This window comes from Devosia sp. MDV22-iso42 (genome assembly GCF_058629155.1).
In genome coordinates this window covers 80904-107668 of record NZ_JBZVWR010000014.1, presented here as the reverse complement: position 1 = coordinate 107668, position 26765 = coordinate 80904, and the positions used below count along the sequence as shown (strand labels likewise).

Below are 26765 nucleotides of genomic sequence, written 5' to 3'. Positions count from 1 at the left end.
TCCAGAGCAGCCGGGCCGTTGCGGCCCGGCTTTGCCCCGCATGGTTAAGCCGTGCCCGGTTGCCGCGGTTCCGTGCCGGCGGGAGCGCGCCGTTCCGGGCCGGTTTTGCCCGCCTGCGAAATCGCTTGAGAAGAGGGTGAAATGGGTGCTTGTCATCCCGGTTTTCTCGCCCTATGTTCCGCCCGCTGTCGGGATGCGGCTCCGCCTCACCCCTCGCATGGCTTTTGTGCCGCCTTAGCTCAGTTGGTTAGAGCGCTAGATTGTGGATCTAGAGGTCCTCGGTTCGATCCCGAGAGGTGGTACCATTCCCCCCGCCCCGTCATTGTGACAGCCGTAGCGCCGAGAGCTCGTTGGCAATGCTGGCGAACACCGACGTCAATTCGCCCGGGGTCTGGGGAAAAAACGCCTTCTCGCTGGCGCTGGCGCATTCGCGCAGCATCTTTTCCACCGTCGCCTGGCTGCTCTGCACCGCCTGGCTGGTCGCCAGGCCAATCGTATAGACCGTGATGCCGGCCTTCTTGGCATTCTCGCAGGTCTGGTTGGTGCGGGCATTCATCTCTTTGACGAGGTCGGCATTGGACGTGCCCAGCCTCCCCATGCGCTCGATAGCGCCACCGCTTGAGGATGTCGTGCTGCTGTTGCGCGAGTTGTACGGAAAGCCATAGGCTGAATTGTAGCAATTGCCGTTCAAGGTAATCTGCGTACCGCACCCGCTCTGGTTGTAGGCCGTGTTCTCGCCATCGGTCATCACGATCAGCACCTTGGAGGTGGCCGTGTCGAAGGCGCCGCCTTCGTTGAACGGCAGGCTGGGCGTCAGCACTCGATAGCCCCACGCGGTGCCCTCATGGATATTGGTGCCGCCTTCTGCCTGCATGCTGTTGATGGTCGAGACAACCGTCGCTGGAACATTGGTCAGCGGCAGGATGGCCGTGCGCGTGCAGTCGGCATTGGGGCCCTTCGAGAAGCTCGATCCGCTCCAGCTGCCGTGATATTTGCACACACGCTCCTGCAGGTCCCGGTTCGAAAGGCCGCCGGGGATATAGCCGCCACCGACGCAACTGACTGTACGGGTCTGGTTGCTGGTGCCAGTCCAGTCAGAGGTGATGGAGTTTCGGCAACTGCAACTGGACGCATGCGCACCATACCATCCATTGCTGTAAAGCGCGCTGCTGGTAAAATTGGTCGGCCCGATGGGGCCGGCCGGATCCGATGACACGTTGCCACAATTACCGCCCTTGGAATTGCAGCTCCGGCGCTGGGTGTAGGTACAGTTGGTGTCGTCCTTGGCCGGCCGGTCGCAGATTGCCGGCGTGTCGTCGAGATAGCTGTTGGTGCCCACGCCATCCACCATGTCCGGCGAAAACAGCGGCACATAGAGCGTGTTGGTGCCCACCGGCGGTGTGTCGTCGGTATCGAGATATTCGTTGCTCGTGGAGCCGGTCTTGATGTGCGGTCGCGCCTCGACGCAGCCGCGCCAGGCCTCCTTGGTCGCGGCAAACAGGGCGAAGCGGTTCGGCACGGCCGAGCCCGCCACGCTGCCGGGCAGGGTGCTCTGGTTGTCGTCGGTGTCGAAATTGTCGTTGGAAATCATCGAGGCGCCCGTCGCATCGATCCAGGCGGCACCGGCATTGCTGGCGCCCACATTGACGAACATGGTGAACGGCACCACCGCCAGGCGGACATTTTCCACCTTCTTGGCGGTCGCCGTCGCCACGCAGCTGTCGGGCGCCGTGCTCTTGGTCTCGACCGCATCGTAGAACAGCGTATAGGTGGCGCAGTTGGCCGCATCCTTGAGGAACTGCATGCGCTGCCTGGTGCCGTTGGCGCCGGCGCCGGTATAGGACATCGATCCCGAATTATCGAGCACGAAGGCCACTTCCAGCGCCAGCTTCTTGCGCGTCGCCTGCGACTTGACGCGCGCATTCAGCTCGCTCACCCCCACCAGCGACACGAACATCGTCTTGATGGTCAGCCGCGCCTCCAGCGTCAGCGTGCCATTGGTCACGTCAACCACAGGGGGGAAAAGGCTGGCCGAAAGCGCGGAATCTGTGCCCAGCCGGTCCAGGACGAGATCTTCTGCCCGGCTCTTGATGCTGGCGACATTGAGCGGCGTCTTGAAGATTTCCGGCTGCAGCGCCAGCGTCGCCGCGTCCAGCGCGATCTGGGCGCGGTTGCGCGTCTGCTCGAGTGTCACATAGTCCACCACCGCCCCGCTCAGGGCGACCAGCACGATGGCCATCATGGCAAAGATCACGGCAAAGGCGCCACGCTCGTCGCGGCCGAAGCGGGTAAACAGGCTGGCAAGTTGACGCATGACGCAGGCACCCATGGGCTGATTGCCCCACATCAGGGCGCGCCGAGTGTCGCCAAAATTCCTTATTAAAGCACGACCACCTTGGTATTAAGTTTGACGCGTTCGTAAAGGTCGATGACGTCGGCATTGGTCATGCGGATGCAGCCCGAGGAAACGTTCTGCCCGATGCTCCACGGTTCGGTGGTGCCGTGGATGCGATAGAGCGTTGCGCCGATATAGAGCGCGCGGGCGCCCAGCGGATTGTCCGGTCCGCCTGCCATGTGGCGCGGCAACTCCGGCCGGCGCCTGAGCATTTCGGCCGGAGGCGTCCAGCTCGGCCACTCGGCCTTGCGCGATACCCGGTGCGTGCCGCGCCATTCAAAGCCCGTCTTGGCCACGCCGATGCCATAGCGCAGCGCCCGCCCGTCGCCGAGCACGAAATAGAGGAAATGCGCCCCGGTATCGACCACCAGCGTGCCGCTGCGTTCATTGGTGGGGTAGGGGACCACCTGGCGCAGGAACATCGGATGCACCGCCATATTGGCCTGCATGGCCAGGGCGTGCCGTGGCGCCGACTGCGTGATGGTAATGCCCGGCGGGGGCAGGAAGCGCCATCCCGGCTGCAAGCCCTGGCCCATGGCCGGCAGCATTGCCGCCACACTGAGCAGCAGCGCCAGCGCGCCCCTCGCTGCGATTCTGATTCCCATTGTCCCATCCGCGCATCATGGCCGGCAACATTCCGGCGCCTTGCCCTTACCCTGCCGCAAATTGCCCAATCTGCGGTGAACCGGCATGGTTAAATCCCGGCTCTCTCAGCTGGTTAGCGCCCGGTAAACGCCCTGTCAGGCCGCGCCCCATGCCGGCATTCCCAAGTCCGGCGCCCCGCGCTATGCAATGTCCATCCTTTCCAGCCAGGGGGCGCCTCCCATGACCGACATCACGTCCGATCTGCCATCATCGGCGCTGCCTCGTTGCCCCTGGGCAGGCGACGATGCGCTCTATCGGCACTATCACGACGCCGAATGGGGGCGCCCCGTGGTCGATGACACGCGCCTGTTCGAGAAGATCTGCCTCGAAGGCTTCCAGTCGGGCCTCTCCTGGATCACCATCCTGCGCAAGCGCGAGAATTTCCGCGCCGCCTTCTTTGGTTTCGACATTGCCCGCGTCGCTGCCATGAATGATGCCGATATCGAGCGACTCTTGCAGGACGCCGGCATCATCCGCCATCGCGGCAAGATCGCCGCTACCATCAATAATGCCGCCCGCGCGCTTGAGCTGCAGGCTGAATTTGGCTCGCTCGCCGCCTATTTCTGGGGCTTCGAGACCCGGCCCGAGCATCGTCCCGATGACCTCAGCTGGGCCGCCCTGCGCCTTCTCGCCCAAACCGATGCCTCCCGTGCCCTCAGCAAGGATCTGCGCAAGCGCGGCTTCAAGTTTGTCGGCCCCACCACCTGCTATGCCTTCATGCAGGCCATGGGCCTGGTGAATGACCATACCGATGACTGCTTCTGCCGGGCGGAGGTCGAGGTCGAGCGCACCGCCCTCACGCGTCCCGTGCCGGTCTGACCCTGCGGCCAACCTGTTGCCATTGCGCAACATTGTTCGCCAAGTGCGACATCCCGCCACATGCTTGCTTGCGAGTCACGAACCCGTGAGCTAGAAGCACATCGTCCACAACCGCCAACCCGAGGGAGGCAGCTACATGACAGTCATGTTCGTACACCTCCATCCGGGTAAAGCCATGCGGCATTGCAGCCGACGCTAGGCGTCGGTCCCCAAGCCCCACTCGGTCAGCTCTCGTCTCGCGTCCTGACCGTGGACAATTTCTAGCCCCAACCGATTGATGCGCTGAAACCGGGTCGTTTTGCGTCCCCCGACCAGCCATCGATCACCCACCCAACCCAGAAGGCCGGACTGCGTTTGCGCGCACCCGGAAATCACCATGTCCAATGCACCCCTTCCCGAGGGCAGCGTCGTGCTGCGCCTTGAATTCTCCATCGCCGACGCTGTCCAGCAGCGCGGCCTGCTCTCCGTTCTGGGCACGGCCATCGCTGCCTGGTGGAACCGGCCCCGCCTGCCGCAGAATCTGCCCAACCACCTGCGGGCCGATATCGGCCTGCCCTTGGATTACGGCCCGCTGCTCTGGTACTCGGTCCCGTCGGTGTCGGCGGTCCCCAGTCTCGACAGGCGGAGACGGCAATGAAATGTCATGGCGGTCGGGGTCCCCCCGGCCGCTGCTTCTGCCGCTTATCCCCGGCTCCACGGCTGCGCGCATAATCAGGCCATCACCCCATCGGGCGGCCTGCAGGCGAACAGTGGTGGGGTGAGCCGGGTGGAGGACGCCTCTTCCACAGGTTCGAAGTCTTGGTTGCGACAGGGCGAGCGTTCCTTAGGACCAGACAGCTCCAAAAACCGGCGCCCCGAGACGACAGACGTCTCACTATTTAACTTACCAGAGGCGATTGCCGCCTCGGGGTCCGTCCGTCTTTGACACCCGCATTCAGGCGGCGCTTCCGCGCGCCTGTTGTCTCCACCCCTTTGATCGTCTAACAACACGGCGACCGAGCAGGACTGCCAAAATGACCGAAAAGACCAAGCTGATCGCCCCGCGCCTGCCACGCGGTTTTGAAGACCGCACCCCCGGCGACATCGCTGCCGTGGGCGCCATGATCGACACGATCCGGCAGGTCTATGAACGTTATGGCTTTGATCCGGTCGAGACCCCGCTCCTCGAGTTCACCGAAACCCTCGGCAAGTTCCTGCCCGATACCGATCGGCCCAATGCCGGCGTCTTTTCCCTGCAGGATGATGACGAACAGTGGATGAGCCTGCGCTACGATCTGACCGCGCCGCTCGCCCGCTATTTCGCCGAGAATTTCGAGACCCTGCCCAAGCCCTATCGCTCCTATCGCCAGGGCTATGTCTTCCGCAACGAAAAGCCCGGCCCCGGCCGTTTCCGCCAGTTCATGCAGTTCGATGCCGATACCGTCGGCGCCGCCAGCCCCGAAGCTGATGCCGAAATGTGCATGATGATGGCCGATGTCATGGATGCGCTGGGCCTGTCGGGCCAGTACATCGTGCGCGTCAACAATCGCAAGGTGCTCGACGGCGTGCTGGCCACCGCCGGTGTCACCAGCGAAGCGCAAAAGCTCACCGTGCTCCGCGCCATCGACAAGCTCGACAAGTTCGGCCCCGAAGGTGTTCGCCTGCTGCTCGGCGCCGGCCGCAAGGACGAAAGTGGCGACTTCACCAAGGGTGCCGGTCTCTCCGAGGACCAGATCGCCCCGCTATTGGCCTATGTCGCCAGCGGCGAACCGGCTCCCGGCGTCGCCCGCGGCAGCAATGCCCATGTCGTTGCCACCATTAATGCCCTGGCCGGCCTCATCGGCGGCTCGGCCACGGGCCTTGAAGGTGTCCAGGAACTGGCCAGCATTTTCGGCCTCGTTCAGGCCGGCGGCTTTGCCGACCGCGTCGTGCTTGATCCCTCCGTCGTGCGCGGCCTCGAATATTATACCGGCGCGGTGTTCGAGATCGAACTGACCTTCAAGGTGCAGAACGAAAAGGGCCAGGACGTGGTCTTCGGTTCGGTCGGCGGCGGTGGTCGCTATGATGGCCTCGTCTCCCGCTTCCGCCGCGAACCGGTCCCCGCCACCGGCTTTTCCATCGGGGTCTCGCGCCTGGCCAGCGCCCTCAAGCTCACCGGCAATCTCAACGCCGCCGAACCGCTCGGCCCGGTCGTCGTCCTCGTCATGGACAAGGACCAGACCGTTCGCTACCAGGCCATGGTTGCCGAGCTGCGCCGTGCCGGCATCCGCGCCGAAATGTTCCTGGGCAATACCAAGAATTTCGGCAAGCAGGTCGCCTATGCCGACAAGCGCAATGCCCCCGCCGTCATCATCGAGGGCAGCCAGGAGCGCGAGCAGGGTATCCTGCAGGTCAAGGATCTGGTGGCCGGCAAGCTGGCCGCCGCCGCCATCACCGACAATGCCGAATGGAAGGCCGCCCGTCCCGGCCAGTTCGAAATCAAGCGCGAGGACCTGGTCACCGCCATCCAGACCCTGCTGAGCCAGCCATGACCGGAGCCGCGCTGCGCCGCGCCAATCTCGAAGCCCTGGTCGAAGCCCAGGGCGCCACGCGCGCTACCCCGCCGCTGCTGCTCTCGGCCGATCCCTATTTCGACCTGGCCGGCGAGGAATTCGGCCGCCGCCTGCTGCTGACCACCGACGCCACCGGCGCCGAGCACTGCCTGCGTCCCGATTTCACCCTGCCCATCGTCCAGGCCTATATCGCCGATGGCGTCGGCAAGCCGGCCGCCTTTTCCTATCTTGGCCCCATTTTCCGCCAGCGCGACACCGGCGCCGCCGAGTTCGACCAGGCCGGCATCGAGCTGCTGGCTCAGCCCGATGGCGATGTTGCGCTCGACCAGGTGCTGACCTTTGCCCGCGCCGCCGCCTCCATCTTCGGCGTGGCGCCTCAGATCCGCCTTGGCGGCGTCGGGCTTTTCGAGGGCCTGCTGGCCCAGGCCGACATGCCCGATGCCTGGCGCCCCCGCATCCGCAACCGCTTCGGCCACACCGAGGCGCTCGACCGTCTGCTGACCCGCCTTGAGGCCGCGCCCGACCTGGTGCGCGAAGCCCAGCCGAGCCGCGACGCGCTGATCGAGGATGTCACCGCCCAGATGGTCGCGGCGGGCCTCAGCCTTTCCGAAGGCCGTACCCCCGACGAAATCGCCGACCGCTATCTCGAGCAGCAGGCGCTGGACGCCGCGCATGTGCCGCCGGCCACGCTCAAGTTGCTGCGCGACTATCTCGCCATCTCCGGCCCCGTATTGCAGGCCCTGACGCAGGTCGAAGCCTTGGCGCAGCGCCACAGGCTGATGTTGGGCGCGCCGATCCGCGCCATCCGCCGCCACCTCAATGGCCTGGGCGAAGCCAAGGTCAGCTTTGACGCCAGCTTTTCCCCCCGGCTCGATTACTATACCGGCATCGTCTTTGAACTGACCGGTCCTGGCGGTGAGGTCCTCGCCTCGGGCGGTCAATATGATCGCCTGCTCGAGCGCCTCGGCGCCCAGGCCCCCATCGCCGCCTCCGGCTGTTCGGTCTGGGTCGATCGCCTCGAAGCGGAAGTGACCTCATGACGGACCTGACCATGACCGGCATTACCCTGGCCGTTCCGTCCAAGGGGCGCCTTGAAGAACTCACCCGGGACTGGTTCGCGCAAAAGGGCCTGACCATTACCCGGCCCGGCGGCGCGCGTTCCTATCTCGGTGCCATCGAAGGCCAGCCCGACATCACCGTGCGCTTCTTTCCTGCCTCCGAAATTGCCCGCGAACTGATCCGCGGCAATGTCGATATCGGCGTCACCGGGCTCGATCTCATCCACGAGACCAGCGAGGCCGGTCCCGCCAGCGTCTCCATCGCCAGCAAGCTCGATTTCGGCAGGGCCGATTGCGTCGTCGCCGTGCCAGAGGCCTGGATCGACGTCACCCACATGCATGATCTGGCCGACGTCGCCTCCGACTTCCGCGCCCGCCACGGTCGCTGGCTGCGCATCGCCACCAAATACATCACCATCACCCGCCAGCATTTCGCCAAGGCCGGCATCGCCGAATACCGCACCGTGGAAAGCCTCGGCGCCACCGAGGCGGCCCCGGCCTCCGGCGTCGCCGATATCGTCGTCGACATCACGACCACCGGCTCCACGCTGGCCGCCAATGGCCTGCGGGTGCTCGAAGATGGCGTCATGCTGCGCAGTCAGGCCTGTCTCATCGTCTCGCGCATCGCCGACTGGTCGCCCGGGCGTCGTGCGACGCTCGACCAGCTGCTCGCCCGCATCGGCTTAGCGTCCGGCCTCTGAAAGCAGCGGGGATGCCATTGCAACAGCTGCGCGATTCGCGGCACAAGGGACCAAAATGGCCTGGGGGGCGCCGTGGCTGAGCAAGTTGAACTGACGATCCTGATGCCGTGCCTCAATGAAGCCGAGACCCTGGCCATCTGCATTGCCAAGGCCCATAGCTTCCTCGCCATCAGCGGCATTGAGGGCGAAATTCTCATCGCCGACAACGGCTCGACCGACGGCTCCCCCGCCATTGCCGAGGCGGCCGGCGCCCGTGTTGTCCCCATTGCGCAGCGCGGCTATGGCGCCGCCCTGGCCGGGGGCATAGCCGCGGCCCGCGGCCGCTACATCATCATGGGCGATGCCGATGACAGCTACGATTTCTCCCGCCTCGACGCCTTCATGACCCAGTTGCGCGCCGGCGCCGATCTGGTCATGGGCAATCGCTTTGCCGGCGGCATCGCGCCGGGCGCCATGCCCTGGCATCACCGCTATATCGGCAATCCGGTACTCAGCACCCTGGGTCGCCGCTTCTTTCATACCCCGATCGGCGATTTCCACTGCGGCCTGCGCGGCTTTTCGCGTGACGCCATTGTCAGCCTCAACCTGCGCACCATCGGCATGGAATTTGCCTCCGAAATGGTGGTCAAGGCCACCCTGGCCCAGCTCGACGTGCGCGAAGTGCCTACCACCCTGGCCAAGGACGGCCGGTCGCGCCCGCCCCATCTGCGCTCGTTTCGCGATGGTTGGCGGCATCTGCGTTTTCTGCTGCTGTTCTCGCCGCGCTGGCTGTTTCTCTATCCCGGCTTTGTCCTGCTCTGGCTGGGGCTGATCGTCGGCGGTATTCTGCTGCCCGGCCCCGCCCGCATTGGCGGCGTCAGCTTTGATGTGCACACCTTCCTGATTGCTGCGCTCTGCATCATCGTCGGCCTGCAGTCGGTTTCCTTTGCCATCATCGGCCGCCGCTTTGCCTCCCGCTACGGCTTCATCCCCCGCTCGGGCAGTTACGATCGCCTGCTGGAGGCCCTGACCCTCGAGCGCATCCTGCTGGTGGCCGTCCTGCTCATGCTGAGCGGCCTGCTGGCGCTGTTCTGGGGCGTTGGCGAATGGGCCGTGCGCGATTTCGGCAACCTCAACCCCAGCCGCACAATGCGTCCCGTCATCCTCGCCCTGACGGCTTTGGTCTCGGGCTTCCAGCTGATGATGAGCGGCTTCATGTCCTCCATGATCAATATCCCCATCTACGAGCGGCGCCTCACCGACATGCCGATCCCCGATGACTCCATGCAGCGCCGTCGGCAACAGGATCGGACCTGACCTTTTGATGCTTGAACCCCTGATCCTGCTGGCCCTGGCCGCCGTCGGCCTCGTGGCGGGCTTTGTTGATGCCATCGCCGGCGGCGGCGGCATGATCGCTTTGCCCGCCTTGCTGGCGGCCGGCCTGCCGCCCGTGGCGGCGCTGGCCACCAACAAGCTGCAATCGGTCGTCGGCACCGGCATGGCCGCGATCACCTTCTGGCGTCGTGGCTATATCGATCTGCCGGCGCTGATTCCGGCCATCGCCCTCACCTATGCCGGCAGCTTTGCCGGTGCGCTGGTGGTCAAGCAGATCGATACCAGCCTGCTCAATATCGCCGTGCCGATCGCGCTGATCGGCATCGCGCTCTATTTCCTGTTCGCGCCCAACCTCTCCGATGTCGACAAGGTCGCCCGGCTGCCCTTCGCGCGCTTCGTGCCGCTGCTGGGCTTCGCCGTGGGCTTTTACGATGGCATCTTTGGCCCGGGCACTGGCTCGTTTTTCACCATTGGCTTTGTCATGCTGTTCGGGCTCGGTCTCACCCGCGCCTCGGGCAATACCAAGGTCCTCAACGTCGTTTCCAATCTGGCGGCGTTGACGATCTTCATTGCCGCGGGTGATGTGGTCTGGCCGGCCGCCCTTGCCATGTGCGTGGGCCAGCTGCTGGGCGGCTATATCGGCGCCCGCACCGGCATTCGCTTCGGCGCCAAGCTGATCCGGCCCCTGGTCGTCGTGGTCTCGATCGCGCTGGCCCTGCGGCTGCTGGTCTTCCGCTAAAGCCGGGTTGGCCTATTCGGCATCGAGCCCGGCCGACGCGCGCAAAGCGGCATTGATGCGCTCCTGCCAGCCCGGGCCGTCCTCCTGGAAGTGTTCCAGTACCGCCCGGTCCAGCCGCAGCGTCACCATGTCCTTGCCTTCCGGAATGGCCTTGGGCTTGGGCGCGGCAGCCACCGGCTTGCTGGTGGCAGCCTTGAAGGCGGCTTCCGCCTGGTCCATCGCGCTGCCGGTTCGTCTTGGTGGTCGCATTCCTCTAGTCCTTTGAATTAGCCATTCTGCCCGCAGGCGCGGTCCGCGACACCGATTGCACCAGACATCGTCCGCAATGGGGCAGGGGCGCATGCGCCCCCGCCAGGCTTATGCTGCCGCGCTGAACACGGCGGCCAGCTGCTCGAGCAGCGTCTGCTGCTGGCTGGCCTTGTAGGCATTCTGCGCCGTCGCCAGCAGGCTGGCGCTGCTGGTCGCCGTATCGTCTTCCTCCGCGTCGTCCGAGGCCGGTGGCGGACCTCCGGGCGGCGGACCACCTGGCGGTGGGCCGGAAACCGCCTGGCTGCCGGTGCTGCTTGCGCCCTCCTGCAAGGCGGTCTTGACCGCATCGAGGAAGCTCGAGCTTTCCGTTTCGGTGATCGAGCCGTCGCCATTGCCGTCGATCATGTCGAACAGCTTCTGCAGGTTCTCGTCACTGATCGCGTTGGCGCCCTCGTCGTTCCCCAGTTCGGCCAGGGTCACGGCGCCGTCGCCATCGCTGTCGGTCGCCGCGAAGATGTCCGCATTGCTGGGCCCGGCCAGCTGCTGGGTCATGAACGCCATCGACTGGCGCTGCTCGGCCATCTTCGTGTCGAAAGTATCTTTTTCGCTGCTGGTGACGCTGCCGTCACCATCGCCATCCATGGCGGAAAACAGGGCTTCTGCCCTCTTGTTGGCTTGGGCGCTCGACGCATCCTTGGGCGCGTTGAGCTTGATCTCGTCCAGCGTCAGGCTGTTGTCGCCATTGTTGTCCAGGCTGGCAAAGCTTGGTGGCTTGAAGGCAGGGCGCATCAGTTGGGAGGCTGACTGGGCGCCGATGCCGCTGGTTGTTGACATTGCACTCCTTGGCGGTTGCAGCCGAGTGACCTCGGCCATCACAACAGAGTGCGCAACATGGTTAACCCGGTCTTAACATTCGGCCTGCCAGCCCTGCGCTGCAGCAAGTTTAATGATTTGGCAAGGTTGGCCGCCCCCTGGACAAGAAAAAGGCGCGATGTTGCCACCGCGCCTTTTCCATGGAGTTCGTGACTGGGAAGTAACGAACTCCAAACTCTTTATCTTGAGTCCGCAAGGCGGACCGGCAGTTGTCTGCCGCGCCCGCGCAGGGCCAGATTTTGGCCCAGCGCGGTATTGCCGCGCCGCGTCGGGCCAAAGCCGGTGCGGCCCGTGAGCGAAAGGAGAATCTAAATCGCTAGGCGATTTAGAAGTCCATGCCACCCATGCCGCCCATGCCGCCACCGCCGCCGCCCATCTGGGGAGCCGCATCCTTGGGCGCCTCGACGATGAGGGCTTCCGTGGTGATCAGCAGCGAGGCAACCGACGCGGCGTCCTGCAGGGCGGTGCGAACCACCTTCACCGGATCGATGACGCCGAGCGCGACCAGATCGCCATACTCGCCCGTTGCGGCATTGTAGCCGAACGTGATCGAGCTGTTCTCGAGGATCTTGCCGACAACCACGGAGCCTTCGGCACCGGCATTGTTGGCGATCGTGCGGACAGGCTCCTGCAGCGCGCGCTTGACGATGGCAATGCCAGCGTCCTGATCGGCATTGGCGCCCTTGACCTTCATGGCGCTCGAAGCCCGCAGCAGCGCAACGCCACCACCGGCAACAATGCCTTCTTCGACGGCGGCGCGGGTTGCGTTCAGCGCGTCATCGACGCGGTCCTTGCGCTCCTTGACTTCGACTTCCGTCGAGCCGCCGACCTTGATCACGGCAACGCCACCGGCCAGCTTGGCCAGACGTTCCTGCAGCTTTTCCTTGTCGTAGTCCGAAGTGGTCTCTTCGATCTGCGCCTTGATCTGACCAACGCGGCCCTGGATGTCGTCCTTGGTGCCAGCGCCATCAACGATGGTGGTGGTTTCCTTGGTGATTTCCACGCGCTTGGCAGTGCCCAGCATGTCGATGGTCACGTTCTCGAGCTTGATGCCGAGATCTTCCGAGATCACCTGGCCACCGGTCAGGATGGCGATGTCTTCGAGCATTGCCTTGCGGCGATCGCCGAAGCCGGGTGCCTTGACGGCAGCAACCTTGAGGCCGCCACGCAGACGGTTGACGACCAGGGTCGCCAGGGCTTCGCCGTCGATGTCTTCGGCAATGATCAGCAGTGGGCGCTGGCTCTGCACAACCGATTCCAGGATCGGCAGCATGGCCTGCAGGTTGCTGAGCTTCTTTTCGTGCAGCAGGATGACGGGATCTTCGAGAACCGCAGTCATCTTCTCGGCATTGGTCACGAAGTAGGGCGACAGGTACCCGCGGTCGAACTGCATGCCTTCGACGACTTCAAGCTCGGTCTCGGCGGTCTTGGCTTCTTCGACGGTGATGACACCCTCGTTGCCGACCTTCTGCATGGCTTCGGCGATCATCTCGCCGATGGCGGTTTCGCCATTGGCCGAAATGGTGCCGACCTGGGCAACTTCGCTCGACGACTTGATCTTGGACGAAGCGGCCTTCAACGAGGCCACGACTTCTTCGACAGCCATGTCGATGCCGCGCTTGAGGTCCATCGGGTTGAAGCCGGCGGCAACAGCCTTGACGCCTTCGACAACGATGGCCTGACCGAGCACGGTTGCGGTGGTGGTGCCGTCGCCCGCAATGTCATTGGTCTTGGAGGCGACCGAACGCAGCAGCTGTGCGCCCAGGTTCTCGAAGCGGTCTTCCAGCTCGATTTCCTTGGCGACGGTCACGCCGTCCTTGGTGATGCGCGGGGCACCGAACGACTTCTCGATCACCACGTTGCGGCCCTTGGGGCCCAGCGTTACCTTGACCGCATTGGCCAGGATATTGACGCCGCGCAGCATCTTGTCGCGTGCTTCAGTCGAGAACTTTACTTCTTTGGCAGCCATGTGAGGCGCTCCTTGAAATGGTTTAGGACGAAAGGGACGTGAAGGCGCTTAGCCCTCGACGATGCCCATGATGTCGCTTTCCTTCATGATCAGCAGCTCTTCGCCGTCGACCTTGACCTCGGTGCCGCTCCACTTGCCGAACAGCACGCGGTCGCCGGCCTTGACGTCGGGAACGACGCGCGAGCCGCTTTCGTCACGGGCGCCAGGACCCACGGCGACAATCACGCCTTCGCTGGGCTTTTCCTTGGCGGTGTCGGGGATGATGATCCCGCCTTTGGTCTTTTCTTCGCCATCGAGGCGGCGGACGACCACGCGGTCGTGGAGGGGACGGAAGCTCATGACTTGCTCCTATAGCAGCATTTCGAATGCAATTTTGAGCTGTTAGCACTCACACGAATAGAGTGCTAACAGGTGCTGGGGATATAGGATTGGGCCCTGTCGGAGTCAAGCGCGGGTGAACTGACTTTGTGCTCGCGCGTTGATAGGATGCACGCTTTCATCCCCAACATGGCAGGACATCATGACACGGCAATGTCTCGACAAGGATATCAAGATCTCCCCGGCCACCGGCCGTGTCCACGTCATCTTTGACGGGGCCGAGATCGCCAGCTCCGTCAACGCGCTCGAGCTCGACGAACCCGGCTCGCCGTTGCGGGTTTATTTTCCCCGCGCCGATATCCAGCCCGGCATTCTCGAAGAAACCGACACCCGCACCCATTGCCCTTATAAGGGCGAGGCTTGGTATTGCACCATCAAGACCCTTACCGCCACCGGCCTCGACCAGGTTTGGTACTACCCCGATCCGTGCCCGCTTGTTGCCCCCATTGCCGACATGCTGGCCTTCTGGGGCGACCGCATCGAGATCCGCTATTCAAAAGTCTAGCCGGTGCCGGCCGGGCAGGAGTCCCGGGCGAGCGCATCTTTTTCATCCAGCCCCTTCCACCTCGCGCCAAGCTGCGGCATAAGGCACCCATGACCCAGGACAACACACTTCAGATCAAGCTGCGCCTCAAGGGCGGCAGCGGCCCCAATGCCAACTGGCATTGGGAACTTCACGACGCCACCGGCAAGGTGGTCAAGACCGGCAGTGCCGTAGGTCCCGAAAGCAAGGCTTTCACGACCGCCCGCATTGCCAAGGAAAAGCTGGAATCCGGCAAAAGCTGATTTCCCTACCCGGCGCGCCAGCCTCTGCTGCGCCGGGCACTGTCTTCCTGCCGCTTTCCGAGCCACGAGCCCGTCGTGTCCCCTTCTGCTTCCGCCACGCCGACCAGCCCCGTGCCCGTCGCGGCAGGTCCCCTGCGCGGCATCACGCTAAAGGTGCTCTCGGTCTGCTGCTTTGTCGTCATGGCCACGCTGCTCAAGGCCACCGAGACCATCCCGGCTGGTGAGCTGGTGTTCTTCCGCTGCTTTTTCGCCATTCTGCCCGTGGTCGTCTATCTGACCTTCAAGCGCCAGTTGCGCACCGCGCTCATCACCGCCAATCCCATGGGCCACGTGGTCCGCTCCTTCATCGGCGTGACCTCCATGGGGCTGGGCTTTTTTGCCCTGACGCGCCTGCCGCTGCCCGAAACCACCGCCATTGGCTATGCATCGCCGCTGCTCATTGTGGTGTTCAGTGCGCTGCTGCTCAAGGAGCGGGTGCATCTGTTCCGCTGGTCCGCCGTGCTGATCGGCATGGTCGGGGTGGTCATCATCCTCTGGCCGCGGCTCACCCTGTTTTCCGGCGGCACGCCGCTGGGCAATGCCGAAACCATCGGCGCTGTCGCCGCTTTGGGCGCGGCGGTCATGTCGGCCTTTGCCATGATGCAGGTGCGCAAGCTGGTGCAGACCGAGCGCACCGAGACCATCGTCATCTATTTCTTCGTCTGCGCCAGCCTGCTCTCGCTGCTCACCCTGCCGCTCGGCTGGCAGTGGCCGACGCCGCAGCAGGCCGTACTGCTGGTCTGTGCCGGATTTGCCGGAGGCATCGGCCAGCTGCTGCTGACCTCATGTTACCGCTATGCCGACATGTCGGTCATTGCCCCGTTTGAATATGTCTCGCTGATCCTGACCATCATCATCGGCCTGGTGGTCTTCGCCGAAGTGCCCACCCTGGCCATGCTGAGCGGCGCGCTGATCATCGTCGCCTCCGGCATCGCCGTCATCCTGCGCGAACACTATCTCGGCCTTGATCGCATCAAGGCCCGCGAAGCCAGCACGCCGTGATGCCAATGAGACCGCATGGTGAGCTTGTCGAACCACGAGGTCGGGAAAGATGCAGCTGCAGGATCAGCCGGTCTTGCCCAGTTCTGCCCAGCCCTGTCGCTTGCGATAGATCGTCGACGGGCTGATTTCGAGCGCCGCCGCGGCCAGCGACACATTGCCGCCGAAGCTGGCAATGGCGTCCTCGATGATGCGCTGTTCCTGCTGCCACATCGGCAGGATGGCGGCCCGCCGTTCGCCGCGCGACGGCGTCTCCTGGGGTGTCGGCAGGCCCCGCGTCTCGATATCGGCAGCACTCAGCATGGCAGCGGTAATGTCGCCGCCGTCAAACATCACCACCAGGCGCCGCACCAGGTTCTGCAGCTGGCGCACATTGCCCTTCCATTCGGCCGCCGACAGCTGGCTGGCGACCTCGCTAGAAAAGTCGCCAAAGCTCTTGCGTTCCTCGGCGGCATAGCGCGTCAGGAAATGCCGGGCCAGCACCATGATGTCGCTGGGGCGCTGCCGCAGCGGGGGCAGGTGGATGGGCAGCACATGCAGCCGGTAGAACAGGTCCTCGCGGAATTTCCTCTCCGCGATCAGCTGCATCGGGTTGCGATTGGTGGCACAGATCACCCGCACGTCGACCCGCCGCACCGCCCCGTCGCCAACGCGGCTGAGCGTCCCGGTCTGCAGGAAGCGCAGCAGTTTGCTCTGCAGCGACAGGTCCATTTCCCCGATCTCGTCGAGAAACAGCGTACCGCCATCGGCCAGCTCGGCCGCGCCCTTGCGGTCTTCATGCGCGCCGGTAAAGGCGCCGCGCGCCACGCCGAACAGTTCGCTCTCCATCAGGTCGCGCGGAATGGCGGCGCAGTTGATCGCCACCAGCCTCTTTCCGGCCCGGTGTCCCTTGGCATGCAGCGCCTCGGCGCAGACCTCCTTGCCGGTGCCGCTTTCCCCGGTGATGAAGACCGGCGCCGACGAGGCCGCGATGCGGCCGATCTGCTCATAGACAAACTGCATGGCGCTGGACGCGCCGATGAACCCGGCAAAATCGCTGGGCCCCGCCGGGCTGCGTCCCTCGATTCCCAGCGACCGGCACTTGCCATGCCGCTGCGCCAGCTCCCCGATTCGCGCCGCCATTGTCGGCCCGTTGATCGGCTTGGCGACATAATCATGTGCCCCGGCTCGCATCGCGCCCACGGCGGCCGACACCGAGACCCCGTCCGACAGTGCCACCAGCAGCGCCCCATCCGCTAGCCGCACCAGCCGCAGCACGGCCTCGTCGCTATGGCTGGCCAGGTCGCCCAGGCTGGAAAGATCGGCCAGGATGATGTCGAATTCGGTGTCGCGCAGCAGTTCGGCAGCGCGTTTGCCGCCCGAGACGACCGTGATGGCGGCTGCCTGGTCGAGGCATTGCGCCAGGGCCTGCGCCACCAGTTGGGCCTGAGCCTGGTCCCGGTCGATCAGCAATAGTCGGCCGCTCGGGTCGCCATCGCTTCGATTCTGCATCGCCATGCGGCCCGGTCCTTACGTCTTCATTGGGTGCTTGCCGGATGTGTGACCGCCATCGCGGTTCCGCCGGGTGTGAACCGATTGTTTCCCAACAGGGTAAATTTTCCGTTCCGCATTCGCGACAATCAATACTGCATTGGACTTGATTGCAGTCACGCCAGTCGGTTAAGTCACGCCATGCAAAAGAATTCCGAGACGGCCGAATTCAATCCATTGTCTCGCGGCGTTGCTCAGTCTGGTGTGCGCATCACCAATGAGCGGGCCGTGCTGACCCTGATTACGGTGAATCCGGGCGCCTCCAACGCCGATGTCGCCCGGTTGTCGGGGCTGGGCCCCCAGACCACCTCCCGCATCATTGCCGAACTCGAGTCGCGCGGCCTGGTCATGCGCGGCGACGTGCTGCGCGGCCGGCGCGGCCAGCCAGCCACCCCGCTCTTCCTCAATCCGCAGGGCGCCGTCTCCATCGGCATTGAAATTGGCTGGCGCCACTATGAGGTGCTGGTCCTCGAAATGTCCGGCAAGACCCTCGCCAGCGTCCGTCGCAGTTACCTTTGGCCGGATGCCCGCACCATCTTTGCCGATATCGCCGCCGAAGTGGCCACCATCAAATCGGGCCTTACCGATCTGCAGCGGGCGCGGCTGGCCGGCATCGGCCTGGCGACGCCCTCCAAGATCGGGCGCAATATTGGCCAGGTGCAGGCGCCTGACGACCAGGCGGCCCTGTGGGGGGAGATTGATCTGGTGGCGCGCATCGCCGCCGATACCGGCCTGCCCGTGCAGTGGTTCAACGATGGCAATGCCGCCTGCTGGGCCGAAGTCATTGCCCAGACCTCGCCGCGGCCGCAGGGCTTTGCCTATTTCCAGATCGGCACCTTTGTCGGCGCCGGCCTGGTCGCCAATGGCGAGCTTTGGGAAGGCAATGGCCATGCCGCCAATCTGGGCTCGATGCTGATTGCCGACGCCCAGGGCAAGCCCACCTTCGTCCATCTGGTGGCCTCGATTAGTGCCCTGCAGGCCCAGCTGACTTCGGCTGGCATGGCCGTGCCCGGCGGCAGCCCATTCAACTGGGATTGGAACGCGATGGAGCCGGTGGTGACCCAGTGGCTCGACAGCGCCGGCCTGGCGCTGGCCAATGCCATCGTCAATACCCATGCCGTGCTCGAGCTGGACAAGTCGATCATCGACGGCGTCATGCCGCGTCCCATCGTCGAGCGCCTGCTGGAGCGCGTGCAGCATCACCTGGCCACCCTGCCGACCCTCACCGCTGATCATCCGCCGGTGGAAATGGGTCATCTGGGCGCCTCGGCCGCCGCCAATGGCGCCGCCCAGCTGGTGCTGTTCCAGCGCTTCTTCTCGCGGGCCTGGAAACTGTTTTCCACCTGAGGGCACGCAATTAGCCTTGGAAGAGCCGGCCTGCGGCTTTTGCAGCCCGGTACACGGTGTTAAGAGGGGATGCCGAATCCCGGCACTTGAAGTGGGTTTATAGGTTTGCCCGTGCAGGCACTGGTCTACACGTTCATTGCCCTTGCTGCGGCCGGCGTCGGTGCCACGGCGTATTTTGGGCTGACGTTCACGCCCGCAGAGGCCATCCTTGCTGCCATAGTCTTCGGCTGTGTCTGCGTCGTGCTGCTCGAGCGCTCCCTGCGCCAGCGCGCGGAAAACCGCCTTGAACGCGCCATCGAGGACCTGTCCCGCCTGCTCGCCACCGATGCCCAGGCCGGCGCCGTACTGGGCCAGCGCATCAATGCCATGGCCGACGTCAATGCCGAGCAGCGCCTTGAGGGCGTTGAAGCCGATATCTCCGTGCTCGGCACGGTGATCCGTCAGGTCGCCGAGGCCGTCGCCGAAATCGAGGAGCGGGTGGCCAAGCCCCAGCCCGCCGCCCGCGACCGCATGATTGCCGCCACCCAGACGCCTCAGGCGCCCCTGCCGCCGGCGCGCGAGCCCGAGCCCACCATTCCGGTCGAAATGGTGCGCCAGGCGCTCAATGAAAACCGCCTCGTCTATCACATTCAGCCCGTCGTCACGCTGCCGCAGCGCCGGCCGCAGGGCTATGACCTGGTCCCCCGGCTGCGACTCGAAGATGGCGAGCTCGCCGACAGCGTCGATTTCATGCCGCGCCGCGGCGGCCCCGACGTCATGCGCCATATCGAAGGCGTGGGTCTGGTCGAGGCCATTACCATTGGGCGTCGTGCACGCGCAGGCGGGCAGCCCATCAAGCTCTATATTCCGCTGTCGCGCGCCACCCTGAGCGATGCCGCCGCCGCCGAGCAGCTGCTCGCCTCGCTCGAGGCCAACCGGCTCATTGCCGAGGGCATGATCTTTGCCATCAGCGAAACCGATTGGCAGGGCCTGACCACCCCCGAGCGCGCCGTAACCGACGCCATCTCCCGCAAGGGGGCGGGCTTCTCCATCCTCAACGTGCGCTCGCTGCGGGTCGATGTCGGCGATCTGGCCGGGCGCAATGTGCGCTCGCTGCGCATCGATGCGGCCCGCTTCATCGAGGCGCCCGAGAACTTCACTGATTTTCACGCCGCCGACATTGCCAATTATGTCGCGCGCTTTGATGTCCTGCTGCTGGCCACCGGCATTGCCAGCGAGCGCCAGATCATCGAACTGCTAGAGGATGGCATTACCCTGGTGCAGGGGCCCTACATCGCGCCGCCCGGTTCGGTGCGTCCCGATCTTGTCGTGGAACCCAGCCGCCCCACGCGCCCCGTGCTGCGACGCGCCGAGCTTTAGCCCGTCGTGCTCGTCCTGGTACTCAACGGGCCGATCAATGCCGGCAAGACGACAACGGGCCGGGCACTCGCGGACCTGCTGGACGGCGCCGTATTCATCGATGGCGATGATCATGATGCTCCCAACGACGCGCCGCTCGAACAGCGAATCGAGGCGTCCTTCGTGCGCATTGGGCAATTTATTGCCACCACTCTGGCCAGCACCATCGTCGTCGCCGTGCCATTGCGCGAGGCCGATTATCAGCGCTTGCTGGTCGCGGCCGCTTTCAGGGATGCAGCTTTGCGCGTCGTGACGCTGGCGCCGCCACCCGCCATCGCCTTCATCGATCGCGGCAACCGGCCCCTGTCGCCCGGCGAGGTCGAGCGCGCCCACCAGATGCATGAAGAGGGCTATGCCAGCCGGCCCTTCAGCGACCTGATCGTCACCGACATGGCCGGTCCGCGGGCCACGGCGGCGGCGATCGCCCGGTCGCTCCAGCTCCCGGCAGGTGCACGGCAGCCATCCACCGACGTCTTTCCCCTTGATCCGCACCCCCAAGCTGCCACATAGAACGCTCATCCTGTCCGCATCGGAAAGTCGCGATGACCAGCCCGCTCCCCTCGATCTCCGGCCTTGCCGATCTTACCGGCCGCTATGATGCCGTGCTGAGCGACGTCTGGGGCGTGGTGCATAATGGCGTGGCGGCCTTTCCGCCGGCCGTCGATGCACTGGTCCGGTTCCGCCAGGCGGGCGGCAAGGTGGTCTTCATCACCAATGCACCGCGTCCCTCGGCCCCGCTGATCGACATGCTCGATCGTCTCGGCGTCACCCGCGACGCCTATGACGCCATCGTCTCTTCGGGCGATGCCACGCGCGTCATGATCGCCAAATATGCCGGCAAGACCATCCATCACGTCGGCCCACCCACCGAGGATGATGCGCTTTACGAAGGGCTCAATGTGCGGCGCGGCACGGCTGACGAGGCCCAGGCCGTGGTGGTCACCGATCTCGACAGCGATGACGATACCCCCGAAATGTACCGCGAGCGCGCCCGGCACTGGCTGGAGCGCAAGCTGCCCATGATCTGCGCCAATCCCGATCGCGTCGTCGAACATGGCGACAAGATCATCTATTGCGGCGGTGCCCTGGGCGATCTCTACGCCGCCATGGGCGGCATGGTGCTGATGGCCGGCAAGCCCTATCGGCCGATCTATGAAGAGGCCTTTCGCATGGCCGAGGCGGCCGCCGGCAAGCCGCTCGACAAGGCCCGTGTACTGGCCATTGGCGACAGCGTGCGCACCGATGCCACCGGCGCGGCTCAGTTCGGCCTCGATCTGCTCTTTGTCACCGGCTCCATCCACGCCGCCGAACTCGATGCCTTCGGCAAGCCCGATCCGCAGGCCATCCTCGATTTGGTGGCGCCCAGCGGTGCCCGCATGGCGGGCTTCCTGCCGCGTCTGGCCTGGTAGCCTTGGATGAGCGCTTTCGTCCGCCTGTCCAGCCTTGATGCCGTGCCAGCTTCCCTGCGCGGCGCCTATGTCGCTATCGGCAATTTCGATGGCATGCATCGCGGCCACCAGACGGTGCTGTCGACGCTCAAGGCGCGCGCCGATGCCGCCGGCGTCCCTGCCATGGTGCTGACCTTCGAGCCGCATCCGCGCGACGTCTTTGCGCCCGCTCCCTTCATGTTCCGCCTCACCGATGGCGATGCCAAGGCGCGCCTCGCCGAGGCCCTGGGCCTTGATGCCATCACCGTGCTCGATTTCGACCGCGCCTTTTCCCAGATCGAGGCCGAGGACTTCGTCTCCCGCTTCCTTGTCGAGGCGCTCGGCGTCACCGGCGTCATCGTCGGCGCCGATTTCCACTTTGGCCGCCAGCGCCGCGGCACCCCGAGCTTCCTCAAAGCCGCCGGCGATGAACAGGGCTTTGCTGTTGAAACGCTCGACCTGATGGATGAGGGCGACGAGGTGATTTCTTCCTCGCGCATCCGCGCCGCTTTGTCCGAAGGCGCCGTTACCGCCGCTAATCGTCTGCTCGGCTATCACTGGTTCTTCGATGGCTGCGTGGTCAAGGGCGACCAGCGGGGCAGGGAGCTCGGCTATCCCACTGCCAATACTATCACCCATGCGGGCTTCCAGCTGGCCCAGGGCGTCTACGCCGTGCGCGCCAAGGTGGGCGGGCGCCTGCTCGATGGCGTCGCCGCCTTCGGCAAGCCCATGTTCAACAACCAGCGCCCGCCCTTCGAGACCCATCTGTTCGATTTCGATGCCGACATCTATGGCCAGACCATTGCCGTCGCCCTGATCGGCCATATCCGCGGCCAGGAGGTCTTCTCCGGGCTCGATGAGCTGATCGCTGCCATGGACCGCGACAGCCACAAGGCGCGAGCACTGATTAGCACCGCGCGTCCCCTGGGCGCGCTTGACAGCAAACTGGGCTTCTTTGGCTGATTGCCGCTGCCGCCCGCTGTCCCAAATCAGCCTTTGCCCCGTGGGCCCTGCCTTGCTAAAAGGCAGCCAAAATCTCCAGCATGATTGCCGTTCCCCATGACCGATACCGTCACAGGCGCCGCCGAAACCGACTATTCGGCTACCCTCTTCCTGCCGCAGACCGAGTTCCCCATGCGTGCCGGCCTGCCGCAGCGCGAGCCCGACTGGCTCAAGCGCTGGGAAGACATGGATATCTTTGCGCTGCAGCGCGAACAGGCCAAGGATCGGCCGCTCTTCACCATCCATGACGGCCCTCCCTACGCCAATGGCAATATCCATATCGGCCACGCGCTCAACAAGACGCTCAAGGATCTGGTGAGCCGCTCCATGCAGATGCTCGGCTTCAACTCGGCCTATGTGCCCGGCTGGGACTGCCATGGCCTGCCCATCGAGTGGAAGATCGAAGAACAGTACCGCGCCAAGGGCAAGGACAAGAACGACGTCCCCATCGTCGAATTCCGCCAGGAATGCCGCACCTTTGCCGAGCAGTGGGTTGACGTGCAGCGCGAGGAATTCAAGCGCCTGGGCATTCTGGGCGAGTGGGACAATCCCTACCTGACCATGAGCTTTGACGCCGAGGCACAGATCGCCCGCGAACTGATGCAGGTGGCTACCACCGGCCAGCTCTATCGCGGTTCCAAGCCCGTCATGTGGTCCGTTGTCGAGCGCACGGCGCTGGCCGAAGCCGAAATCGAATATGCCGACTACGAGAGCGACACCATCTGGGTGAAGTTCCCGGTGGCAGCCAAGCAGGCCAAGCGCGTGGGCGGCAATGGCCAGTTTGAGTCCCTGGGCGCCGGCGCCCTTGGCGAGCTGGATGGCGCCTCCGTCGTGATCTGGACGACCACGCCCTGGACGATCCCAGCGAACCGGGCCATCAGCTTTTCGTCAAAGATCGCCTATAGCCTGTTCGAGATCACCGATGCGCCGGCAGATAACTGGGCCAAGGTTGGCGAGCGCTATGTGCTGGCCGACAATCTGGCCGCTGAAGTTTTCGCCAAGGCCAAGGTTGCTGCCTATCGCCGCCTTGATACCGAAGTCGGCCCCCTCGCCAGCCTGCTGTGCCACCACCCGCTGCGCGGCCTGGGCGGCGGCTATCAGTTCGACGTGCCCCTTCTCGATGGCGACCACGTCACCGATGATGCCGGCACCGGCTTCGTCCATACCGCGCCCGGCCATGGCCTCGACGATTTCGAGATCTGGATGAATTCGACGCGCCTGCTGGCCGACAAGGGCATCTCCTCGGACGTCCCCTATGTCGTCGGCGACGATGGCTTCTATACCAAAGATGCCCCCGGTCTCGGCCCCGATGCTGAAGGCGGTCCCGCCCGCGTCATCGATGATAATGGCAAGAAGGGCGACGCCAATAACCGCGTCATCGCCGCCCTCGCCGAACGCCATGCCATGGTCGCCCGAGGCCGCGTCAAGCATTCCTATCCCCATTCCTGGCGCTCCAAGAAGCCGGTGATCTTCCGCAATACGCCCCAGTGGTTCGTCTACATGGACCGCGACATCATGGGCGCGCCCGGCGACACCCTGCGCCATCGCGCCCTCAACGCCATCGATGCCACCAAGTTCTATCCCGCCGCCGGGCAGAACCGTCTGCGCGCCATGATCGCCGACCGCCCCGATTGGGTGCTCAGCCGCCAGCGCGCCTGGGGCGTGCCGATCACCGTCTTCGTCAACAAGGCGACCAACGAGATCCTCAAGGACGAGGTGGTCAATCACCGCATTGCCGACGCTTTCGAGGCCGAGGGCGCCGACGCCTGGTACCAGGATGGCGCCGCCCAGCGCTTCCTCGGCACCGACTATGCGGCCGATGACTATGAAATGGTCCGCGACGTGCTCGACGTCTGGTTCGATTCCGGCTCCACCCATGCCTTCGTGCTGCGCAACAAGCAGAAATGGCCGCATCTGAAATTCCCCGCCTCGATGTATCTCGAGGGCAGTGATCAGCATCGCGGCTGGTTTCATTCCAGCCTGCTCGAAAGCTGCGCCACCAATGGCCACGCCCCCTATGAAAGCGTGCTCACCCATGGCTTCACCATGGATGGCGACGGCAAGAAGATGAGCAAGTCGCTGGGCAATACCGTTGCCCCGCAGGACATCATCAAGCAGTATGGCGCCGATATCCTGCGCCTCTGGGTCGCCTCCTCGGACTATTCCGAGGATCTGCGCCTGGGCAAGGAGATCATCCAGACCACCGTCGATAGCTATCGCAAGCTGCGCAACACGCTGCGCTGGCTGCTCGGCAACCTGGCCCATTACCAGCCCACCGATGCCGTCGACGCCCGCGACATGCCCGAGCTCGAGCAGCTCATGCTGCATCGCTTGGCCCAGCTCGATGCCCAGGTGCGCGCCGCCTACCTCGAATATGACTATCGCAAGATCGTCACCCTACTGACCAACTTCATGAATATCGAGCTCAGCGCCTTCTACTTCGACATCCGCAAGGATGCGCTCTATTGCGAGCCGATCTCCTCGCTCAAGCGCAAGTCGGCGCTGACAGTGCTCAATCACCTCTTTGATTGCCTCACCGCCTGGTTGGCCCCCATCCTGGTCTTCACCATGGAAGAGGTCTGGCTCGAGCGGCACCCCGGTCCCGGCTCATCGGTGCATCTGCGCCTCTTCCCCGAGGTCCCGGGCGAGTGGCTGAACAATGATCTGGCCGCCAAGTGGCAACTGATCCGCGCGGTCCGCCGCGTCGTCACCGGCTCGCTTGAAATCGAGCGCCGCGACAAGCATATCGGTTCCTCGCTTGAAGCCGCGCCCACCGTCTTCATCGCCGATGAGCGTTATCTGACCGCTCTGACCGGCCAGGACCTGGCCGAGATCGCCATTACCTCGGCCATCACGGTCGCGGCCGGCGAGGGCCCCGCCAATGCCTTCCGCCTCGACGATGCCGCTGGCATTGCCGTGGTGCCGGGCCTGGCCCAAGGCCAGCGCTGCGCCCGCTCCTGGAAGGTCCTGCCCGAAGTGGGCAGCGACCCGGATTATCCCGACGTGTCCCCGCGCGACGCCCAGGCCTTGCGCGAACGCGCCGCGGCCGGGCTCTAGCCCCGCAAACTCGATGTGATCCCTCCCCCTGTCCAGGGGGAGGCCAGGAGGGGATACCCGACGTGAACCTGAAATCGCTGACCGACCCCGCCGTCTATGTCTCCCTGACCATGGCCATTCTCGCCTTCGGGCTTGATCGGGCCCACAAGGCCTTCCACGTCTCGAACGACTGCATCGCCGTCGGTGCCGCGACCTGTGTCGAGGTCTTCACCAGCTTCGTCCCCTTCGCCATGACCGGTTGGCGCGGCGGCGAAATCATCCGCGTCACCGATTTCTTCGATTATGTCCTGGTCTGGAATACCGGCGTCTCCTATGGCCTGCTCGATGGCCTGCCGGTCTGGAGCCTCGGGGTCATCATGCTGGTCGCCATAGCTGCGCTCTCGGTCTGGTGGGTCCGTGCCGAAACCGCGCTGATCCGCGTCGGCCTCGCCCTCTGCATCGGCGGCGCCCTGTCCAATGCGCTCGATCGCCTGCTCTACGGCGCGGTGGCCGATTTCTTCCACCTGCACTGGGGCAGCTGGTCGTTCTACATTTTCAACATCGCCGATGTCGCCATCACCATCGGTGTCATTCTGCTGATCGCCGATCTGCTCGGGCTCGGCCGGCCTCGGAAAACGCCGGTTTGACGCCGGCGAACACCTTGCTGCCAGAATCTGGTCTTAGGGCACAAGATGCGCTATAAGCGCCGCGGACATCTTGAAGGACGTTTCATGCGTATTGCAATGACGGGGCAGCAGACTGCTCTTGGTGCTGCCAGCCGGGCCGCTTCGGTCGCCCTCACTATCGTGCTGGGTCTGGCGCTGGCTGCCTGCACCACCGTGGAAGGCACCAATGCGCTGACCGATGTGGGTACCTTCGAGCGCGAGGTCATGAGTTCCACCGCCCACGGCATCGGCCTGATCCCCGGCGAGGCGCCCAAGGAAGACCTGACCCATGCTCGCGCGCCCTTGGTGCTGCCGGCATCCGGCCAGGCACTGCCGGCGCCGACTACCACCGTTGTCGCCGCCCAGCTGCCCAAGGATAGCGATAGCGTCCAGATCGACGCCAGCAACCTGACCGATGCCGATATCCAGCGTCTGCGCAATGCTCGTGTCGTCGATCTGCGCTCCGTTGCCGGTCGCCCCCTGACCGAGGAAGAGGCGCGTGCCCTCACCGCCCGCATGCGTGCCGCCAATCGCGATGTGCGTGTCGACAATTCCTCGCGGCCCCTCTATATGCCACCCGATGAGTATTTTACCCGCGTCGGCGATGCGGAGCTGATCTGCTCGGCGCCCGGTGGTGTCCTGGTCTCGATCAACGATCCGAAATGTCCTGCCGAAGTGCGCAATGCACTGCGTCGCGGCTCCGGTGAGGTGATCTCGAGCCCCATGACCAATATCGGCGTGGGTCTCAGCGAGAAAGAAACCACTCTCCAGTAGGTTTCGCTACTACTCCTTTCTGCAAGGCGGCCGGATGATCCGGCCGCTTTCTCCTTTCTGCGCCGCCCCTATGGGTCCCGCATGACATGAA

At 64.6% G+C, this 26765-nt stretch carries 25 protein-coding genes and 1 tRNA gene; 19 read left to right on the top strand and 7 right to left on the bottom strand.

Annotation, left to right across the window (positions count from 1 at the left end; genetic code table 11):
• Nucleotides 1-228: 228 nt before the first annotated feature.
• Nucleotides 229-305: transfer RNA gene (locus AC4NN3_RS17630), tRNA-His, on the top strand.
• A gap of 14 nt (nucleotides 306-319) precedes the next feature.
• On the opposite strand, the gene AC4NN3_RS17625 is transcribed toward AC4NN3_RS17630, so the two are convergent.
• Nucleotides 320-2314 (bottom strand): TadE/TadG family type IV pilus assembly protein, encoded by a 1995-nt coding sequence (locus AC4NN3_RS17625; protein WP_491928392.1) that lies wholly within the window; start codon nucleotides 2312-2314, stop codon nucleotides 320-322.
• 65 nt (nucleotides 2315-2379) lie between these two features.
• Complete coding sequence (locus AC4NN3_RS17620; RefSeq protein WP_491928391.1) at nucleotides 2380-3000, bottom strand: L,D-transpeptidase; 621 nt, start codon at nucleotides 2998-3000, stop codon at nucleotides 2380-2382.
• A 220-nt stretch (nucleotides 3001-3220) separates the two neighbouring features.
• On the opposite strand from AC4NN3_RS17620, the gene AC4NN3_RS17615 reads away from it, so the two are divergent.
• From AC4NN3_RS17615 to AC4NN3_RS17585, 7 genes are all read left to right on the top strand, one after another.
• Nucleotides 3221-3859 (top strand): DNA-3-methyladenine glycosylase I, encoded by a 639-nt coding sequence (locus tag AC4NN3_RS17615; RefSeq protein ID WP_491928390.1) that lies wholly within the window; start codon nucleotides 3221-3223, stop codon nucleotides 3857-3859.
• 376 nt (nucleotides 3860-4235) lie between these two features.
• The gene (locus tag AC4NN3_RS17610; RefSeq protein ID WP_491928389.1) at nucleotides 4236-4496 is read left to right on the top strand and encodes a hypothetical protein; all 261 of its coding nucleotides are present in this window, start codon (nucleotides 4236-4238) and stop codon (nucleotides 4494-4496) included.
• A 376-nt stretch (nucleotides 4497-4872) separates the two neighbouring features.
• A complete protein-coding gene (gene hisS, locus AC4NN3_RS17605; RefSeq protein WP_491928388.1) occupies nucleotides 4873-6369 on the top strand; it encodes a histidine--tRNA ligase in 1497 nt (498 codons plus the stop codon).
• On the top strand, nucleotides 6366-7430 hold the full coding sequence (locus tag AC4NN3_RS17600) for an ATP phosphoribosyltransferase regulatory subunit (protein ID WP_491928387.1): 1065 nt from the start codon (nucleotides 6366-6368) through the stop codon (nucleotides 7428-7430). Before hisS ends, AC4NN3_RS17600 begins: the two co-directional genes overlap by 4 nt.
• The gene (gene hisG, locus AC4NN3_RS17595) at nucleotides 7427-8149 is read left to right on the top strand and encodes an ATP phosphoribosyltransferase (RefSeq protein WP_491928386.1); all 723 of its coding nucleotides are present in this window, start codon (nucleotides 7427-7429) and stop codon (nucleotides 8147-8149) included. The genes AC4NN3_RS17600 and hisG overlap by 4 nt, the downstream gene beginning before the upstream one ends.
• A gap of 72 nt (nucleotides 8150-8221) precedes the next feature.
• Nucleotides 8222-9445: a glycosyltransferase family 2 protein gene (locus tag AC4NN3_RS17590; RefSeq protein WP_491928385.1), complete on the top strand. Its 1224-nt coding sequence runs from the start codon at nucleotides 8222-8224 to the stop codon at nucleotides 9443-9445.
• A 7-nt stretch (nucleotides 9446-9452) separates the two neighbouring features.
• The gene (locus AC4NN3_RS17585; protein ID WP_491928384.1) at nucleotides 9453-10202 is read left to right on the top strand and encodes a TSUP family transporter; all 750 of its coding nucleotides are present in this window, start codon (nucleotides 9453-9455) and stop codon (nucleotides 10200-10202) included.
• A gap of 12 nt (nucleotides 10203-10214) precedes the next feature.
• On the opposite strand, the gene AC4NN3_RS17580 is transcribed toward AC4NN3_RS17585, so the two are convergent.
• The 4 genes from AC4NN3_RS17580 to AC4NN3_RS17565 all read right to left on the bottom strand — a co-directional run bounded on the left by AC4NN3_RS17580 (nucleotide 10215) and on the right by AC4NN3_RS17565 (nucleotide 13632).
• Nucleotides 10215-10451, bottom strand: a complete 237-nt coding sequence (locus AC4NN3_RS17580; protein WP_193336822.1) for a BrnA antitoxin family protein — start codon at nucleotides 10449-10451, stop codon at nucleotides 10215-10217.
• 108 nt (nucleotides 10452-10559) lie between these two features.
• Nucleotides 10560-11285, bottom strand: coding sequence for an EF-hand domain-containing protein (locus AC4NN3_RS17575; RefSeq protein ID WP_491928383.1), 726 nt, complete (start codon nucleotides 11283-11285; stop codon nucleotides 10560-10562).
• A 364-nt stretch (nucleotides 11286-11649) separates the two neighbouring features.
• Nucleotides 11650-13293: a chaperonin GroEL gene (gene groL, locus AC4NN3_RS17570; protein ID WP_491928382.1), complete on the bottom strand. Its 1644-nt coding sequence runs from the start codon at nucleotides 13291-13293 to the stop codon at nucleotides 11650-11652.
• A gap of 48 nt (nucleotides 13294-13341) precedes the next feature.
• Nucleotides 13342-13632 (bottom strand): co-chaperone GroES, encoded by a 291-nt coding sequence (locus tag AC4NN3_RS17565; protein WP_491928381.1) that lies wholly within the window; start codon nucleotides 13630-13632, stop codon nucleotides 13342-13344.
• Between the two features lie 181 nt (nucleotides 13633-13813).
• On the opposite strand from AC4NN3_RS17565, the gene AC4NN3_RS17560 reads away from it, so the two are divergent.
• The 3 genes from AC4NN3_RS17560 to AC4NN3_RS17550 all read left to right on the top strand — a co-directional run bounded on the left by AC4NN3_RS17560 (nucleotide 13814) and on the right by AC4NN3_RS17550 (nucleotide 15498).
• Nucleotides 13814-14176 carry a DUF427 domain-containing protein gene (locus AC4NN3_RS17560; protein ID WP_491928380.1) on the top strand — a complete coding sequence of 121 codons (363 nt, stop codon included), beginning with the start codon at nucleotides 13814-13816 and terminating at the stop codon, nucleotides 14174-14176.
• 89 nt (nucleotides 14177-14265) lie between these two features.
• A complete protein-coding gene (locus AC4NN3_RS17555) occupies nucleotides 14266-14457 on the top strand; it encodes a hypothetical protein (protein ID WP_491928379.1) in 192 nt (63 codons plus the stop codon).
• 75 nt (nucleotides 14458-14532) lie between these two features.
• Nucleotides 14533-15498, top strand: a complete 966-nt coding sequence (locus AC4NN3_RS17550) for a DMT family transporter (protein ID WP_491928378.1) — start codon at nucleotides 14533-14535, stop codon at nucleotides 15496-15498.
• A gap of 63 nt (nucleotides 15499-15561) precedes the next feature.
• Here the strand turns inward: AC4NN3_RS17550 and AC4NN3_RS17545 are convergent, their stop codons facing one another.
• Nucleotides 15562-16992, bottom strand: a complete 1431-nt coding sequence (locus AC4NN3_RS17545) for a sigma-54 dependent transcriptional regulator (RefSeq protein ID WP_491928377.1) — start codon at nucleotides 16990-16992, stop codon at nucleotides 15562-15564.
• 174 nt (nucleotides 16993-17166) lie between these two features.
• Here AC4NN3_RS17545 and AC4NN3_RS17540 point away from each other — a divergent pair, with 174 nt between their 5' ends.
• The 8 genes from AC4NN3_RS17540 to AC4NN3_RS17505 all read left to right on the top strand — a co-directional run bounded on the left by AC4NN3_RS17540 (nucleotide 17167) and on the right by AC4NN3_RS17505 (nucleotide 26674).
• Nucleotides 17167-18372 carry an ROK family transcriptional regulator gene (locus AC4NN3_RS17540; protein WP_491928376.1) on the top strand — a complete coding sequence of 402 codons (1206 nt, stop codon included), beginning with the start codon at nucleotides 17167-17169 and terminating at the stop codon, nucleotides 18370-18372.
• Nucleotides 18373-18483: 111 nt separating this feature from the next.
• On the top strand, nucleotides 18484-19731 hold the full coding sequence (locus AC4NN3_RS17535; RefSeq protein ID WP_491928375.1) for an EAL domain-containing protein: 1248 nt from the start codon (nucleotides 18484-18486) through the stop codon (nucleotides 19729-19731).
• A 6-nt stretch (nucleotides 19732-19737) separates the two neighbouring features.
• A complete protein-coding gene (locus tag AC4NN3_RS17530; RefSeq protein WP_491928374.1) occupies nucleotides 19738-20280 on the top strand; it encodes a nucleoside/nucleotide kinase family protein in 543 nt (180 codons plus the stop codon).
• A gap of 32 nt (nucleotides 20281-20312) precedes the next feature.
• Nucleotides 20313-21179, top strand: a complete 867-nt coding sequence (locus tag AC4NN3_RS17525) for a TIGR01459 family HAD-type hydrolase (protein ID WP_491928373.1) — start codon at nucleotides 20313-20315, stop codon at nucleotides 21177-21179.
• Nucleotides 21180-21185: 6 nt separating this feature from the next.
• Complete coding sequence (locus AC4NN3_RS17520; RefSeq protein WP_491928372.1) at nucleotides 21186-22160, top strand: bifunctional riboflavin kinase/FAD synthetase; 975 nt, start codon at nucleotides 21186-21188, stop codon at nucleotides 22158-22160.
• A 96-nt stretch (nucleotides 22161-22256) separates the two neighbouring features.
• Nucleotides 22257-25256, top strand: coding sequence for an isoleucine--tRNA ligase (gene ileS, locus AC4NN3_RS17515; protein ID WP_491928371.1), 3000 nt, complete (start codon nucleotides 22257-22259; stop codon nucleotides 25254-25256).
• A 62-nt stretch (nucleotides 25257-25318) separates the two neighbouring features.
• On the top strand, nucleotides 25319-25882 hold the full coding sequence (gene lspA, locus AC4NN3_RS17510; protein WP_491928370.1) for a signal peptidase II: 564 nt from the start codon (nucleotides 25319-25321) through the stop codon (nucleotides 25880-25882).
• Between the two features lie 84 nt (nucleotides 25883-25966).
• Nucleotides 25967-26674: a hypothetical protein gene (locus AC4NN3_RS17505; protein WP_491928369.1), complete on the top strand. Its 708-nt coding sequence runs from the start codon at nucleotides 25967-25969 to the stop codon at nucleotides 26672-26674.
• Nucleotides 26675-26765 lie beyond the last annotated feature (91 nt).